Origin of the sequence: Marinobacter sp. NP-4(2019) (genome assembly GCF_003994855.1) — a bacterium.
Lineage (GTDB): Bacteria > Pseudomonadota > Gammaproteobacteria > Pseudomonadales > Oleiphilaceae > Marinobacter.
Genome location: NZ_CP034142.1, coordinates 1,231,945 through 1,247,579 on the forward strand (window position 1 = coordinate 1,231,945; position 15,635 = coordinate 1,247,579).

The 15,635-nt window shown below is 58.6% G+C and carries 14 protein-coding genes and 1 pseudogene; 10 read left to right on the forward strand and 5 right to left on the reverse strand.

Annotation, left to right across the window (positions count from 1 at the left end):
• Positions 1 to 4 precede the first annotated feature (4 nt).
• The 5 genes and pseudogenes from thrC to ung all read left to right on the forward strand — a co-directional run bounded on the left by thrC (position 5) and on the right by ung (position 6,844).
• Positions 5 to 1,404: pseudogene (thrC, locus tag EHN06_RS05630) on the forward strand (threonine synthase).
• A 6-nt stretch (positions 1,405 to 1,410) separates the two neighbouring features.
• The gene (gene recJ / locus EHN06_RS05635; protein ID WP_127330953.1) at positions 1,411 to 3,147 is read left to right on the forward strand and encodes a single-stranded-DNA-specific exonuclease RecJ; all 1,737 of its coding nucleotides are present in this window, start codon (positions 1,411 to 1,413) and stop codon (positions 3,145 to 3,147) included.
• Between the two features lie 269 nt (positions 3,148 to 3,416).
• A protein-coding gene (gene prfB, locus EHN06_RS05640; protein WP_127330955.1) for a peptide chain release factor 2 occupies positions 3,417 to 4,512 on the forward strand; the annotation gives its coding sequence in 2 pieces (ribosomal slippage) (positions 3,417 to 3,488 and positions 3,490 to 4,512; 1,095 coding nt in all).
• 54 nt (positions 4,513 to 4,566) lie between these two features.
• Positions 4,567 to 6,099: a lysine--tRNA ligase gene (gene lysS, locus EHN06_RS05645; RefSeq protein ID WP_127330957.1), complete on the forward strand. Its 1,533-nt coding sequence runs from the start codon at positions 4,567 to 4,569 to the stop codon at positions 6,097 to 6,099.
• A 4-nt stretch (positions 6,100 to 6,103) separates the two neighbouring features.
• Entirely contained in the window at positions 6,104 to 6,844 is a 741-nt protein-coding gene (ung, locus tag EHN06_RS05650; RefSeq protein ID WP_127330959.1) for a uracil-DNA glycosylase, read from the forward strand.
• 162 nt (positions 6,845 to 7,006) lie between these two features.
• Here the strand turns inward: ung and EHN06_RS05655 are convergent, their stop codons facing one another.
• The 5 genes from EHN06_RS05655 to nadB form a co-directional block, all read right to left on the reverse strand.
• On the reverse strand, positions 7,007 to 7,840 hold the full coding sequence (locus EHN06_RS05655) for an HDOD domain-containing protein (RefSeq protein ID WP_127330961.1): 834 nt from the start codon (positions 7,838 to 7,840) through the stop codon (positions 7,007 to 7,009).
• A gap of 80 nt (positions 7,841 to 7,920) precedes the next feature.
• Positions 7,921 to 8,919: a YgfZ/GcvT domain-containing protein gene (locus tag EHN06_RS05660; protein WP_127330963.1), complete on the reverse strand. Its 999-nt coding sequence runs from the start codon at positions 8,917 to 8,919 to the stop codon at positions 7,921 to 7,923.
• 15 nt (positions 8,920 to 8,934) lie between these two features.
• Positions 8,935 to 9,285 (reverse strand): hypothetical protein, encoded by a 351-nt coding sequence (locus tag EHN06_RS05665; protein WP_127330965.1) that lies wholly within the window; start codon positions 9,283 to 9,285, stop codon positions 8,935 to 8,937.
• On the reverse strand, positions 9,269 to 9,523 hold the full coding sequence (locus tag EHN06_RS05670; protein ID WP_127330967.1) for a succinate dehydrogenase assembly factor 2: 255 nt from the start codon (positions 9,521 to 9,523) through the stop codon (positions 9,269 to 9,271). Before EHN06_RS05670 ends, EHN06_RS05665 begins: the two co-directional genes overlap by 17 nt.
• A 29-nt stretch (positions 9,524 to 9,552) precedes the next feature.
• Positions 9,553 to 11,157: an L-aspartate oxidase gene (gene nadB / locus EHN06_RS05675; RefSeq protein ID WP_206075727.1), complete on the reverse strand. Its 1,605-nt coding sequence runs from the start codon at positions 11,155 to 11,157 to the stop codon at positions 9,553 to 9,555.
• A gap of 130 nt (positions 11,158 to 11,287) precedes the next feature.
• Here nadB and rpoE point away from each other — a divergent pair, with 130 nt between their 5' ends.
• The 5 genes from rpoE to EHN06_RS05700 all read left to right on the forward strand — a co-directional run bounded on the left by rpoE (position 11,288) and on the right by EHN06_RS05700 (position 15,623).
• Positions 11,288 to 11,974 (forward strand): RNA polymerase sigma factor RpoE, encoded by a 687-nt coding sequence (gene rpoE / locus EHN06_RS05680; RefSeq protein WP_127330971.1) that lies wholly within the window; start codon positions 11,288 to 11,290, stop codon positions 11,972 to 11,974.
• 15 nt (positions 11,975 to 11,989) lie between these two features.
• The gene (locus tag EHN06_RS05685; RefSeq protein WP_127330973.1) at positions 11,990 to 12,559 is read left to right on the forward strand and encodes a sigma-E factor negative regulatory protein; all 570 of its coding nucleotides are present in this window, start codon (positions 11,990 to 11,992) and stop codon (positions 12,557 to 12,559) included.
• A gap of 21 nt (positions 12,560 to 12,580) precedes the next feature.
• Positions 12,581 to 13,627 (forward strand): MucB/RseB C-terminal domain-containing protein, encoded by a 1,047-nt coding sequence (locus EHN06_RS05690; protein WP_127330975.1) that lies wholly within the window; start codon positions 12,581 to 12,583, stop codon positions 13,625 to 13,627.
• Positions 13,624 to 14,088, forward strand: a complete 465-nt coding sequence (locus tag EHN06_RS05695; RefSeq protein WP_127330977.1) for a SoxR reducing system RseC family protein — start codon at positions 13,624 to 13,626, stop codon at positions 14,086 to 14,088. Before EHN06_RS05690 ends, EHN06_RS05695 begins: the two co-directional genes overlap by 4 nt.
• Positions 14,089 to 14,234: 146 nt before the next feature.
• Positions 14,235 to 15,623, forward strand: a complete 1,389-nt coding sequence (locus EHN06_RS05700) for a DegQ family serine endoprotease (RefSeq protein ID WP_228257464.1) — start codon at positions 14,235 to 14,237, stop codon at positions 15,621 to 15,623.
• The last annotated feature ends 12 nt before the right edge of the window (positions 15,624 to 15,635 follow it).

Here is a 15,635-nt window from a genome sequence, read left to right on the forward strand (position 1 = left end):
GCACGTGAGATACATCAGTACACGGGGGAAGCTCCCGCCCTGGGGTTTGAAGACGTTCTGCTGACCGGGCTGGCCACCGATGGCGGCCTATATGTGCCGGAGTCACTGCCTCATTTCAGTCTGGAAGAAATCCGTAGCTGGCGTGGCCTGTCATACAGCGAACTGGCGTTTAACGTGATGTACCCGTTCGTCGATGATGCCATTCCGGAAGATGACTTCCGCAAGATGCTGGATGAAACCTACAGCGTATTTGCCCATCAGTCGGTTGCTCCGCTGGTTCAGCTCGACACCAATGAGTGGGTGCTGGAGCTTTTCCGTGGCCCGACCCTGGCGTTCAAGGATTTCGCCCTGCAACTGCTGGGTCGGCTGCTGGATTACGTGCTGGAGAAGCGCAAGCAACACGTGGTGATCATGGGGGCAACCTCGGGTGATACCGGTTCCGCCGCGATTGAGGGCTGTCGCCGTTGCGAACACGTGGATATTTTCATCCTGCATCCGTATGAGCGTGTGTCCGAGGTGCAGCGTCGCCAGATGACCACGGTGAAGGGTGACAACATCCATAACATCGCGGTGCGCGGCAACTTCGACGACTGTCAGCGCATGGTGAAGGAAAGCTTTGGTAACCAGTCGTTCCTGGGTGGCAAGACCCAACTGGCGGCGGTGAACTCCATCAATTGGGCGCGGATCATGGCCCAGATTGTCTATTATTTCCAGGCGTCGCTGGCTCTTGGTGGCCCGGATCGCAGCATGGCGTTTTCGGTGCCCACGGGTAATTTTGGTGACATTTTTGCCGGTTATCTGGCGAAGAAAATGGGGCTGCCAATCTCCCAACTGGTGATCGCCACCAACCGCAACGACATTCTCCATCGCTTCATGAGCGGCAACAAATACGAGCAGCACAAGCTCGAACATACTCTCTCGCCAAGCATGGACATCATGGTGTCCAGCAATTTCGAGCGTCTGCTGTTCGACCTGCACGGCCGCGACGGAGCGGCGGTCAAACTGCTGTTGGAAAATGCCGCCAAGGGGCCGGTCAGTATTGAGGAATATCGCTGGAAGCACGCGCGTAAACTGTTCGACAGTGACGCAGTGGATGACAAGACCACCTGCGATACCATTCGCGAGATCTACGAGCAGAACGAATACCTGCTGGATCCACACACCGCCATTGGCGTACGCGCCGCCCGTAACTGTCGCCGCGACAAGGCTGTGCCGATGATTACTCTGGGCACGGCCCACCCGGCCAAGTTCCCGGATGCGATTGCCGAATCCGGTCTGACCATCAAGCCTCAACTGCCGGCGCACATGTCGGATCTGTTCGAGCGGGAGGAACGCTACACGGTACTGGAAAACAATATCGCGGGCGTTCAGGAATTCATCGCCAAGAACTGGAAGAATACCTGACCCGGTATGACACCCAAAAAGATCCTGCGTCGCCCCCGGCCAGAAACTCTTTCGGGCTGGGGGCAAAACCTGCCCCCTTTGCTTCGCCGTCTTTATGCCGCGCGCGGCGTTACCTCCGACGAACAGCTGAGTTATACCCTGAAACATCTGGCCTCGCCGATGGAGTTGCGCGGCATCGACCGGGCGGTGGAACTGCTGTCGGAAGCGATTGCCGGCCAGCAGCGGGTGATGATCCTCGGTGATTTCGACGCTGACGGCGCGACCAGTACTGCCGTCGCTATGCTCGGTCTCTCGATGCTGGGCCTGAAAAGCGTCGACTTCCGGGTGCCCAGCCGGTTTGCTGACGGTTATGGCCTGACCCCCGGCATCATCCATCGGCTCAAAGATGAGGGTGAGCTGCCCGACCTGATCGTTACGGTGGACAATGGCATTTCCGCTGTTGAGGGCGTCCGGGCGGCGAAAGAGCTGGGTATCCGGGTGGTTGTCACCGACCACCACTTGGCGGGCGAAACCCTGCCGAATGCGGATGCGATTGTGAACCCCAATCAGCCGGGCTGCCTGTTTCTCAGCAAAAACGCCGCCGGTGTCGGCGTGATGTTCTATGTGCTCACCGCGCTACGCAAACACCTGCGGGAACAGGGCAGGCTGCCGGAGCCGCAGCCCAACCTGGGCACCTTGCTGGATCTGGTGGCGCTGGGCACTGTGGCCGATGTGGTGCCGCTGGATCACAACAACCGGATTTTTGTCGAACAGGGCCTGCGCCGGATTCGTCAAGGTGAGGCCCGCCCGGGTATTCTGGCGCTGCTGGAAGTGGCTGGCCGCGATCACACCGCTATCAGTTCCACCGATCTTGGTTTTGTTGTCGGCCCCCGCCTTAACGCTGCCGGCCGGCTCGATGACATGAGCATCGGCATCGCCTGCCTGCTGGCCGACAGTCCCGACGAAGCCCGCCGGCTGGCGAAAGAGCTGGACACCTTCAACCGCGAACGCCGCACCATTGAAAAAGACATGAAAGCCCAGGCCCAGGACCTGCTGGCGTCCATGTCCCTGGACCTGGAAGGCTTACCCTGGGGGCTTGCGCTGTATGACCCGGAGTGGCATCAGGGCGTCATCGGCATCCTCGCTGCCCGGATTCGCGAACAAACCAACCGCCCGACGGTGGCGTTTGCCGCCGACGACAACGGCGAAGACATCAAAGGCTCGGCTCGCTCCATCCCCGGCCTGCACATCCGCGATGCCCTGGCGGTCGTGGATTCACGCCATCCCGGTTTGATGAAAAAATACGGTGGCCACGCCATGGCCGCCGGCATGACCCTGGCCAGGGGCGATCTGGATACCTTCTGTGAAGCCTTCGATAAGGCGGTGCGAGATACGCTCAAGCCGGAGGACCTGGAAGCTGCCATCGTCACCGACGGCCCGCTGAGCAACCAGGAGTTGTGCCTGGACACCGCCTCCCTGCTCAAACGTGCCGGTCCCTGGGGCCAGCACTTCCCCGAGCCGTTGTTCGACGGAGAATTCCGCGTGGTCAGCCAGCGTATCGTCGGCGAGAACCACCTGAAACTGGTGTTGCAGCCCGCTGATGGCAGCGGCATTGTTGACGGTATTGCGTTCAACACCGGCCCGGAAGTGCCCGACTACACCAAAACCGGGGCGAGGGTAGTCTACAAGCCGGATGCCAATACCTTCAGGGGGCGTACCAACCTTCAGTTGTTGGTGGATTACCTGGAGCCGCTGAGCTCCTGATCTTGTGGGTGGTGTGTCGGATTACGCTTTGCAAATCCGACAAGCACAGAGGGCTGGCACAAAAGTCTGCCGGTTCCGGGGTGGGGGTCGCTTTTCTGCAGGGACAAAGGTGTCTGAGCAAAGCGAGTTCTTTTCCCGAAAGAAAAGCTATCCCCTCCCCGGAACCAGCCCCCAAAGCAGAAAAACCCACAGGCTGATTTACAAACAGAATTCCGGTAGAATTCCGCCTCTGTTTTTACTCTCCATTTTCAAGAGCGAGTAAGGGTTCCATGGAAATTAATCCCATTGTGACGAAGATTAAAGAGCTTCGTGAGCGCACTGAAGCGCTCAGGGGGTATCTTTGACTATGATCAGCGTAGTGAGCGACTGGTCGAAGTAGAACGGGAACTGGAAATGCCCACCGTGTGGGACGATCCCGAGCGCGCCCAGGCCCTGGGTAAAGAACGCTCGGATCTTGAACTGATCGTGCGCACCATCGACAACCTCACCTCCGGCCTGGAAGATGCCGAAGGCCTGCTGGAAATCGCAGCCGAGGAAGAGGATGAAGGCACCGTTGGAGAAATCGAGGCCGATCTGCAAGGCCTCGACAAGGAACTGGAAAAACTCGAGTTCCGCCGCATGTTCTCCGGTGAGATGGACGCCAACAACGCCTACCTGGACATCCAGGCCGGCTCCGGCGGTACCGAAGCCCAGGACTGGGGCAACATGCTGCTGCGCATGTATCTGCGCTGGGCCGAGCGTCGTGGCTTCAAGGCGGAAATCGTCGAACTGCAGGAAGGGGAAGTGGCCGGCATCAAGAGTGCCACCATCCACATCCAGGGTGATTACGCCTACGGCTGGTTGCGCACCGAGACCGGTGTGCACCGTCTGGTGAGGAAATCACCGTTCGATTCCGGTAACCGTCGCCACACCTCATTCTCATCCGTGTTTGTGTCGCCGGAAGTGGATGACAGCTTTGAAATCGAAATCAATCCGGCGGATTTGCGCGTCGACGTATACCGTGCGTCTGGTGCCGGTGGTCAGCACGTCAACCGGACCGAGTCCGCAGTGCGTCTGACCCACAACCCCACCGGGATTGTCGTGGCCTGTCAGGCCGGGCGAAGCCAGCATCAGAACAAAGACCAGGCGATGAAGCAGTTGAAGGCCAAGCTGTTTGAACGCGAGATGCAGATGCGTAACGCCGAAAAGCAGAAAGCTGAAGACGCCAAGGCCGATATCGGCTGGGGCAGCCAGATCCGCTCCTACGTGCTGGATGACAGCCGTATCAAGGACCTGCGAACCAAAGTCGAAACCAGCAACACCCAGGCGGTACTGGACGGTGACATCGACAAGTTCATCGAAGCCAGCCTGAAGATGGCGCTGTAATCCAGCGCCTTCGCCACGCTAACCCGGACAATCCCCGATTCTTAGTGAGCCAACATGACTGAACAAACCCAGAATGCACAGCACGAGGACAACAAGCTGATTGCCGAGCGCCGCGCCAAGCTGTCGGACATGCGCGAGCAGGGCAACGCCTTCCCCAACGACTTCCGTCGCGACGCTACCGCCGCCGAGCTGCAGGCCAAATACGGTGACAAGAGCAAGGAAGAGCTGGCGGAAATGGGAATCCAGGTGGCTATCGCTGGCCGCATGATGCTTGACCGCAAGGCATTCAAGGTGGTTCAGGACATGACCGGCCGCATCCAGATCTATGCTTCCAAGGATGTCCAGAAAGACACCAAACATTGGGATCTGGGGGATATCGTGGGTGTGCGTGGCACCTTGTCCAAATCAGGCAAGGGTGACCTGTATGTGACCATGGACGAATACACGCTGCTCACCAAGTCATTGCGTCCACTGCCGGAAAAGCACAAGGGCCTGACCGACACCGAAGCCCGATACCGTCACCGTTATGTCGACCTGATGGTGAATGAGGATAGCCGCCGGGTGTTCTACGCACGCTCGAAGATCATCAGTGCCATGCGTCAGTACTTCACTGACCGGGATTTCATGGAAGTGGAAACCCCGATGCTGCAAGTGATTCCCGGTGGCGCTGCTGCGCGTCCGTTCGTAACCCATCACAATGCCCTGGGTATCGATATGTACCTGCGCATCGCGCCGGAACTGTTTCTCAAACGCCTGGTGGTGGGTGGTTTCGAGCGGGTGTTCGAGATCAACCGCAACTTCCGCAATGAGGGGCTTTCCACCCGTCATAACCCGGAATTCACCATGGTGGAGTTCTATCAGGCCTACGCCGATCACAACGACCTGATGGATCTGACAGAGGATATGCTGCGCACCATCACCCAGCAAGTATTGGGCACGACGACGGTGGTGAATACCCGCACCCTGAAGAACGGCGAAGAAGAAACCATTGAGTACGACTTCGGCAAGCCGTTCGAGCGCCTGACAGTGGTGGATGCCATCCTGCGCTACAACCCGGATATCAAGGCCGGGCAGCTGGCGAATGAGGACAGTGCCCGTCAGGTTGCGCGGGATCTGGGCATCCAGCTCAAAGATGGCTGGGGCCTGGGCAAGGTACAGATCGAAATCTTCGAGGCGACGGCCGAGCACCGCCTGATGCAGCCGACGTTCATCACCGAATACCCGAAAGAAGTCTCGCCGTTGGCCCGCTGCAAGGATAGCGATCCGTTCGTCACCGAACGCTTCGAATTCTTCGTCGGCGGCCGCGAGATCGCCAACGGTTTCTCGGAGCTGAATGATGCCGAAGACCAGGCGGAACGCTTCCAGGCCCAGGTGGCCGAGAAAGAGGCTGGCGACCACGAAGCCATGTTCTACGATGAAGACTACGTGATGGCCCTGGAATACGGCTTGCCGCCCACCGCAGGCGAGGGCATCGGTATCGACCGCCTGGCCATGCTGCTGACTGACTCGCCGTCCATCCGCGACGTCATCCTGTTCCCGGCCATGCGCCCGGAACACAAGGCAGAAGCCCGGAAAGAGGAGGGGTAACTCCATGCACCCGGTGGAGGTACTAGCCGGCCAGCTCAGGCCCGACCGGGGCTGGAGTGACCATCTCTCACAGGAATTTTGCCAGCCTTACATGCAAAAGCTGGCGGAGTTTCTGGCTGCCGAGGAACAGGCCGGCAAAACCCTGTTCCCGGCCAGTCATCACTGCTTCAATGCTCTCAACAGCACACCGCTGGACAAAGTCCGTGTGGTCATCCTCGGCCAGGATCCCTACCACGGCCCCGGCCAGGCCCACGGCCTCTGCTTTTCCGTCCGCCCGGACGTTCCCCCGCCACCATCGCTGGTCAACATCTTCAAGGAAATCCGCGAGGATCTGGGCATCGAGCCACCGGACCACGGCTGCCTGCAACCCTGGGCGGAGCAGGGCGTGTTGTTGCTCAACAGCGTACTGACAGTCGCGCAGGGTCAGGCCGGCGCCCATCAGGGCAAGGGCTGGGAAGCCTTCACCGACAAAGTCATCGAAACCATCAACCGGGAACGGCAGGGCGTCGTGTTCCTGCTCTGGGGCAGCTACGCCAAAAAGAAAGGCCAGCACATCGACCGCAGCCGTCATCACGTCCTGGATGGTCCCCACCCGTCACCGCTGAGTGCCTACCGGGGGTTTTTCGGCTGTAAGCACTTCTCGCGTGCTAACAACTGGCTTCAGCGGGAAGGCCTACAGCCTGTGGACTGGTCGCTACCAACAAAATCCGACCTGCTTGAGCGCTACGCCCAGAAACAGTCTTAACCGAAACGCAGGGGACTGCTGTTCAGGCGGCAAAGAAAAGAATCAGATCGGTCCCGGGGCGGGGATACTTTTTCTGACAGGATAAAGGTGTCTGAGCGAAGCGAGTTCTTTTCCCGAAGAAAAAGTACCCCCGCCCCGGGACCAGCCACCATTCCTTAAAGGTTACTGAAGCAAAGCCATAGCCGCTTCCATCTGAGCGTTGAGGTCCTCCTCCTCACTCATGTCCACCTCGGGATCAAGACCCAGCCGATCAAAAGCAGAAATGGTTTTCCAATCCAGCTCGGTCCAGGGATGATCCGACCCAGCGACCAGCTGCAGATTGGCCACCATCACCAGATCCGCATAATCCGGCGCCGGCACCTGCCGCTGGAAATTGGCATACTCCAGTGGCACGGACTGGAGCTCCGCCGGGAAATCCCATTTTTTCAGGATCAGATTCCCGATACGAGGGTGCAGCTGATCAACAACATTGTCGAGCATGATACTGCTGATCTGGATATCGCGATCTTCAACGTACCGCAGGATGGGCAGCACACCAATCAGATGCACAAGACCGGCCAGGGTGGCCTGGTCCGGCTTCAAACGGGTGTAATGCTGAGCCAGCACGTGACACACGCCGGCCACCTCAGTACTGGTTTGCCAGGTCGCCCTCAGGCGCTTGTCGATCATGTCGGAGGTGGCCTGGAACATCTGCTCCATGGCCAGACCCATCGCCAGATTACTGGTATAGGCCATACCCAGGCGGCTGACCGCCATGTTGAGATTCTCAATGGCACGACTGCCACGAAACAGCGGGCTGTTGCATACCCGGATAATACGGGCAGACAAGGCCGTGTCGTTACTGATGACCTTGACCAGATCCAGAATCGCGGAGTCCTCCGACTCGGCAATCTCCCGCACTTGCAGGGCGACTTCCGGAAGCGTCGGCAGGACCAGCTCGTCATTCTCGATCGCACTGATCAGATCATTTTTGATGGTTTCAACGATGTTCGACATGGTCAGTTGAGGTCCGTCGTCTATAAGTATTCAAAATATGACGTACTTTATAGCAAAATCTCGCCCGAAAGCCTGTCAACTTATGTATCTGACGTATCCGATTGTTGCTGTTCCGGCACAGCGTAGGGGAGTGCCAGTCGCTCCAGCGTGATGTCCGGATGGCTGTCCAGGTGGAGTGGCGTGTCCACGGCATTGTGTCGGACAACGGCCAGGCATTGTGCTGACTGGTTTGCCAGAAGAATGCTGTTGACCACCTCGCCGACGGTTTTATCACCGGCCTTGATGGCTGTTCCGGAAGCGGGGGCGACATCCAGGCCGGTAGCGGAGAAGCGAAACAGGCTCTTTTTGAGCTGGCCGAGGAAGTGCATGCGGGCAATGACTTCCTGGCCCGTGTAGCAGCCTTTCTTGAAGTGGACACCGTGTACGTGCTGCCAGTTCAGCATCTGAGGTACATAGGCCTCCAGGGATTCGGGCGTCAGTCTGGCAATGCCCGCAGCGATTTCCGACGCCTGCCAGTCAGCCTGTCCCGTTTGTCCGGATGGTTGGAAAATGTCGGCCTGCTCCGGCGTAAGGTCGCCCAGTTGCCAGAGCTCAAACCGGGGTAAGCCCTCGGCGGTGTCCTGTGTCCTGATCAGGTGGTGTTGGCCGATGACAAGGCTGTCGCCCGGGCCATTAAGCCGATCGGCCGTATCCTGTTCAAGCCGCCCGACAAGTTCGTCACCCAGGATGCCCAGGATGCGACCGTTGTCGACGACCTCCATGGAGGTGCCGCGAAACAGCATCAGGTATTTGCGCAGTTGGTTGGTGATGTGATCGGCCAGTTGCTCCGGCAACGCCAGCAGCACGTCATCGCCGTCACGTACCATGCGTGTCAGGCAATAGGCTCTGCCTTTCGGGGTACTGGCGGCTGCGCGGGGTGAAAAGGAGGGGGTGACATCCTCCAGATTCTGGCTGAACTGGCCCTGGAGAAACTTATCAGTACCAGGGCCGGTTATGCGAAGGATGCGTTGATCTTCAATCACGGTCCACGCTGAAGCAGGCAGCGGTTGGCTGGCGGCCAGGGATGAAGGGTCTGTCATTGAGCGCTCCCGGTTTTAGGTGTTGCTGGCGAGGGAATGGTTGTTTGGGCTCAGTCTCAGCCACATCCGCAAGCGGCGGAATTCATCGGGATCGACATTGCGAACTCCCGGGCCGAAGTTGACCAAAACCACCAGGCGTGAACCAGATCTGGTGTCGGATGCGCGAATTTTCAAGAGTGTCAGTCGGGGCCCGATTCGGCTTTCGCCAGCGACGAAAACCGGACAGCAGATTCCTGAGGCGAAGCGGGCGTGGAGCTGGCCCTGTTCCAGGGTAAGCTCCGTAACGGAGTTGACCGCCCGCAGTATGCTTCGCAGCGATGGTTGGGTAGCTGAAGGCTGAAGGCGCAGATTAATCCGGTTGGACACGGTTCAGGATCATATCCACGATGCGCTGAAGGTCTGGATCTTCCGGTCGGCTACGCTGCATGAACCATTCAAACATGTCGGTGTCTTCGCAGGTCAGCAGCTTTTCATACCGTGCCTGGTCTTCTGTGGACAGCCCGGGGTACGCCTCTTCCACAAAGGGAATCAGCAATACATCCAGTTCGAGCATTCCTCGGCGGCTGTGCCACCACAGGCGTTTGTATTCGGTGTTGTCAGACATTCAGTTTCTCTTTCCGCAAGTCGGGTGTGTCAGGGTGATAGTGTTCTGTACGTGGTGGGGAACAGTACCGTGTCCCTTGGTTCGTTGAGCAGTCCCGGATAATCCAGGGTGTAATGAAGACCACGACTCTCCTTGCGCTGCAGCGCGGAGCAGATGATCAGGTCAGATACCGTGACCAGATTGCGCAGCTCGAGCAAATCGTTGGTGACCCGGTAATTGCTGTAGAACTCACCAATTTCCCGGGACAGCAGATCAACGCGGTGCTTGGCTCGCTGCAGGCGCTTGGTGGTCCTTACAATACCAACGTAATCCCACATGAAGTGGCGCAGTTCATCCCAGTTGTGGGAGATTACCACGTCTTCGTCGGAATCCCGTACCTGACTTTCATCCCAGTCGGGCACCGGAGGAGGTGGCGGGATATGTGCCTCCCGTCGGGCAATATCTTCTGCAGCCGCGCGACCATAGACCAGACACTCCAGCAGAGAGTTGCTGGCCATACGGTTGGCGCCGTGTAGGCCGGTAAAGGCAGCTTCCCCAACGACATACAGCTGGTTGATATCGGTGCGGGCCCGCTTATCACTGACGATACCGCCGCAGGTATAGTGTGCCGCTGGCACCACGGGGATAGGCTGTTTGGTAATATCGATGCCAAATTCCAGGCACTTTTCGTAAATCGTCGGGAAGTGGTGCCTGATGAAATCAGCCGGTTTGTGGCTGATGTCCAGGTACAGGTGGTCGGCACCCAGACGTTTCATCTCGTGGTCGATGGCGCGGGCCACAATGTCCCTGGGGGCCAGTTCGCCGCGCTTGTCGAACCGATCCATGAAACGGCTACCATCCGGAAGCTTGAGTACGCCTCCTTCTCCCCGCACTGCCTCGGTGATCAGGAAGGATTTGGCATGGGGGTGGTACAGGCACGTCGGGTGGAACTGGTTGAATTCCATGTTGGCAACCCGACAGCCCGCGCGCCAGGCCATCGCGATACCGTCGCCGGAGGCGCCGTCCGGGTTGGTGGTATAGCGATAGGCCTTGCTGGCACCACCGGTGGCAATGACGGTAAAGCGGGCCCGGACCAGTTCGACGTGGTTGTCTTCAAGATTAAGAACGTAGGCGCCAACGCAGCGATTGCCCGGCAGCGACAGTTTGCGATTGGTGATCAGGTCCACCGCCACCCGCCCCGATATCAGGGTGACATTGGGGCGCGCCTGAGCCCGGGACGCCAGAGTTGTTGATACGGCGTGGCCGGTGGCGTCCGCTGCGTGAATGATGCGTCGATGGCTGTGGCCGCCCTCGCGAGTCAGGTGATACTGGGCGTGCTCGTCACGGGTGAAATCCACGCCGGAGTCTATCAGCCAGTTGATGCTGTCCTTGCCATGCTCTACGGTGAAGCGTACGGCGTCCTCGTGACACAGGCCGCCACCGGCGTTCAGCGTATCCTGAATATGGTTTTCCAGTGAGTCGTTGTCGTCCAGTACCGCCGCAATGCCGCCCTGTGCCCAGAGCGTCGCTCCACTGCTGATGTCGGCCTTGCTCACGACACAGACATTGAGATGTTCCGGCAGGTTAAGGGCAACGGTCAGTCCGGCAGCACCGCTGCCGATAATCAGGACATCGTATTCATGAGATTGTGGCATTGGGTCGTTATCGCGGGCCATAATGTGGACGTGTATTGAACTAAACTTTACGCTTGCTGTCTATTTGCCCTGACGCGGGCAGGCCTGAAAGGGTCGATTCCCGTTCTTGACGTGGACGCCGGACAGCATCATGACGCAAACCAAATCGAGACAGGCAGGCCAGGTGGCTATTGACTGTAAGGGTCCCGGCAATCCGTCCATGACTCCGGATAGTGATCAATACAAGGGAGAGATCCCCGACAGCCAGACCGATCTTCAGCTCGTGCGCAAAGTGCGTCATGGTGATCGGGCGGCGTTTGATCTTCTTGTCGTCAAGTATCAGTCCCGCGTGGCCTCCATCATCAGTCGATATGTCTACGACAGCCAGGAGGTGCTGGACCTGACCCAGGAGACCTTTGTGAAGGCCTTCCGGGCGATGGACCGGTTCCGTGGTGATAGTGCGTTCTATACCTGGCTCTACCGGATCGCAGTAAATACCGCAAAGAACTTCCTCGAATCCCGTGGGCGCCGCCCTCAGGGCAGCGCCGATGTGACCGAAGCCGAGAACTTCGAGGATGGTTCCAGGCTGCGGGATAACGCATCGCCGGAGAAGCTGCTTCAGCGGGAACAGTTGCAACAGGAGTTGGGGCGGGCAATATCGAACCTTCCCGAGGAACTCCGGTCCGCTTTTTTGCTCAGAGAATATGATGGCCTGAGTTATGAGGATATTGCACGCATACTGGAGTGCCCCATTGGTACTGTGCGGTCTCGCATTTTCAGAGCCCGGGATGCTGTAGACCGACAGCTCGGGCCGTTACTTAATAATTCCCTGACGTGAATGAGGTTGCATCCCATGGATGATCGTCTCAGAGAAACACTGTCGGCCATGATGGATGACGAAGCGGATGAGCTCTCCGTCCGACGGCTGTTGTCCCATGGTGAGCAGAAAGATGTGCGCTCCCAGTGGCAGCGTTGGCAGCAGGTGAGGGATATTATGCACCAGGGCCACGTCCCGGAGGACGTGATTGATGTCAGTGTTGGTGTGAGGCATGCGCTCGCAAACAGTGACACCACCTGTTCCGAAAGGATGCCAGTGGACGTCAGTCCCTCCAGCAGGCGCTGGCACTGGTCTGCCATTGCCATGGTTAGCCTGGCACTTATTGTGGGTTTTGGTGTCGGGGCTGGCTGGGACGCATCTGAGCTCGACGGGGCGGTCGCAGGCGTTGCCGGCGTCGGAGAGCCTGTGGTTTCGGAAGAAACGGAAAGTAAGGTGCAGGAAGTTGCCCTGCAAGGCCTGGATGAGGAACAGTGGGATCATTTGAGCCGATACCTGCTTGAGCATGCCCAGCACAATAGCGTTGGAGCTGGTCGGGGGGCCGTTGGCTATGCCCGGTTGGTCAGTGCGTCCGCGCCGGCTTACTAGTATTCAGGAGTGAAAGGGTTGATGTATAACTGGCTGGCAGTCATCCGGGATGCGGGGGTTAGCAGATTCTGTTTTCTGGTGGTTGCGGTTTTTTGCCTGAGCTGGCCCGCTGCTGTCAGTGGGGAGGCAGCGGCCGCGGCCGGGAACGCTCCACAATCCGCAGAACAATGGCTGGCTCGTTTGGGGCCAGCCCTCAATATGACGTCTTATCGCGGCGTGTTCGTGTATGCCCGTGGTGATCAGGTCAGTTCCCTGCAAATTGCTCACCGGTACCGTGACGGTGTCGTTGAAGAGCGTTTGGTGCTTCAGGATGGTGGTAGCGGTGAAATCGTTCGCAAGGGCATGCGAGTAGTCTGCGTATTGCCGGACCAGGGACGGGTTCAGTTGGACCAGGTCATTCCCTCTGGTCCCTTTGCCGAGGCGTTTTCAAGCCAGCTTATGCCGGTGATTCGTTGGTACAGCCCGGAATTGATGGGGGAAGACCGGGTGGCCGGCTATGACGTTGTCAAGATCGCTCTCAAGGCCAGGGATGAGCACCGGTACAGTCACCGGTTATGGCTTGAGAAATCGACCGGCTTGCTGGTAAAGAGTCACGTCCGCTCCGATACCGATGAGGTGTTGGAACATTTCCAGTTCACCAGTCTGGAAATTACCGACAATCTGCCGGACAGCGAATTTGAAGTGCAGACGGAAGGTAAAGAGGTGGAGCGTACGCTCGGCGGTGATCCCTCATCTTCCCCGGCGCCAAGGATGGATGGCTGGGTACTGCGCTGGCAACCAGAAGGGTTCATGCCTGCCGCAGCCCCCCGTTCCGGCAATGGTCAGGCGGTTGCATTTTCAGATGGTCTGGCGGCGTTTTCCGTATTTGTTGAGCCCGCGGGGCGGATTTCCATGCCGACGGGCGCGTCCCGGATCGGGGCCACGACCGTATACATCAACCAGTTGGATGTTGAGGGGCGCCCGTTTATGGTGACAGTTGTGGGCGAGGTCCCTCCGGCAACAGCAAAGAAAGTCGCGGAATCCGTGGAGGTGGATAATGCCATGGCGTATGAGACGGCCACACGATGATTACTGAAAATGGCAGGGTTGTGGCGATTGATGGGGAACGGGCCTGGGTGCAGACCATACGTAACAGTGCCTGTCAGAGCTGTGCCGCCCGGCATGGATGCGGTCAGCGTGCGCTGGCTGGTGTGACGGGCGGGCGTGCCAACCAGGTGCTGGTAGCCAACGAACTGGATGCCAGGGTGGGGGACGAGGTGACCCTGGCGATTGATGAAGCAGCCCTGTTACGGGCGTCCCTGCTGGTCTATGCCGTGCCACTGTTGTTGATGGTGACAGGGGCCGTGTTGGGGCACGGAGCCGGTGGACAGGACTTGGTTGCCATCGCTGGGGCTCTGACCGGTTTGGCGGGTGGGTTTATGCTGATTCGGTGGTTGCAGCGCCGATCCGCTCATCGTTACGAACCCCGACTGATCCGGATAGTCCCGGGCATGGGCGGTGATGTGTCTGCAAATCCTACCGTTTCGTAAGTTGAAAATTGCAGGTCTGACCTCAGAATGTGTGTAAAGCTCTGATAAGCAGGGGGTTCTAAATGTTAATAACTAACCAAGAGTACAGAACGCCGGTCACAACCTCTGGTGGTTTGTCCACGGCCACGGTAGTCGTTCTGTGCCTGATGGTGTTTTTTTTCTGGGCCCAGGGGGCCAGTGCCCGCAGTCTTCCGGACTTCACCGAGCTGGTGGAGGATAACTCCAACGCTGTGGTCAATATCAGTACGACCAGTAAACCGGCCCGACGGGGTGGCTATCCGGGTGTTCCATTTGATGAGCGCCAGCTGGAACAGCTGCCGGAATTTTTCCAGGAGTTTTTCCGGGGGCCTCAATCTCCTTACGGTGGCAGTCCGGGGCGCGCGCAGCCCCGCCAGTCCATGGGGTCTGGTTTTATTGTTTCGAAAGACGGTTATGTGTTGACCAACAATCATGTTGTCGAGGGTGCTGACGAGATTGTCGTACGCCTGAGTGATCGCCGGGAGTTGCAGGCGACCCTGGTGGGTACTGATCCCCGCTCCGATATGGCGGTACTGAAGATCGAGAACGGTGATGACCTGCCGGTCGTCAAAATTGGTCGTTCCCGGGATCTGGAAGTGGGCGAGTGGGTGCTGGCCATTGGCTCTCCCTTTGGCTTTGACTATACAGTGACCGCCGGCATAGTCAGTGCCCTTGGCCGTTCGTTGCCAACCGAGAACTACGTACCGTTTATCCAGACCGATGTGGCTATCAATCCGGGGAACTCCGGCGGACCGTTGTTTAACCTTGATGGCGAAGTGGTTGGTATCAACTCCCAGATATACACTCGTTCCGGCGGGTTCATGGGCGTTTCCTTCGCCATTCCCATCGATGACGCCATGAACGTGTTCAACCAGATCCGCGACAAGGGCTTCGTTGCCCGTGGCTGGCTGGGTGTCTTGATTCAGGAAGTTAATCGTGATCTGGCGGAATCGTTCGGGCTCAAACGTCCCAGGGGGGCGTTGATTGCCGAGGTGATGGCCGGCTCGCCGGCTGAAGACGCGGGCCTGGAAGCAGGTGATATCGTGCTTGAATACGATGGGGATAGCGTCGAGCTGTCGTCGGATCTGCCACCGATGGTGGGGCGTACTCCGGTGGGTGAAACTGCCACGCTGACGGTGCTCCGCGAAGGCCGGGAAATAGAGCTGGAAGTAAAAATCGGCAAGCTGCCGGAGCAGGGCCATGATCAGGCAGTCGCGCCCGGCGCTGATCAGGGAGGCCCATCGTCGGCGCCCCTGGGGCTGGCGGTTGAACCACTCCCCGCAGAACTCGCTGAATCAATGGATCTGGAGGCCGGTGTTCTGGTGACTAACGTTGGCCGGGGGCCGGCACTGAATGCCGGTATTCGTCCCAGGGATGTGATTACCGAGATTCATCGCCAACCAGTGCGGACCGTTGAGGAGTTTCGTGACGTTGTGTCTTCCCTGCCGGATGACCGTGCCGTGTCGGTGCGTGTCGTGCGTCAGGGGCGGGCCATCTATCTTGTCATGAAGCCCTGATCCAGGTTGAGG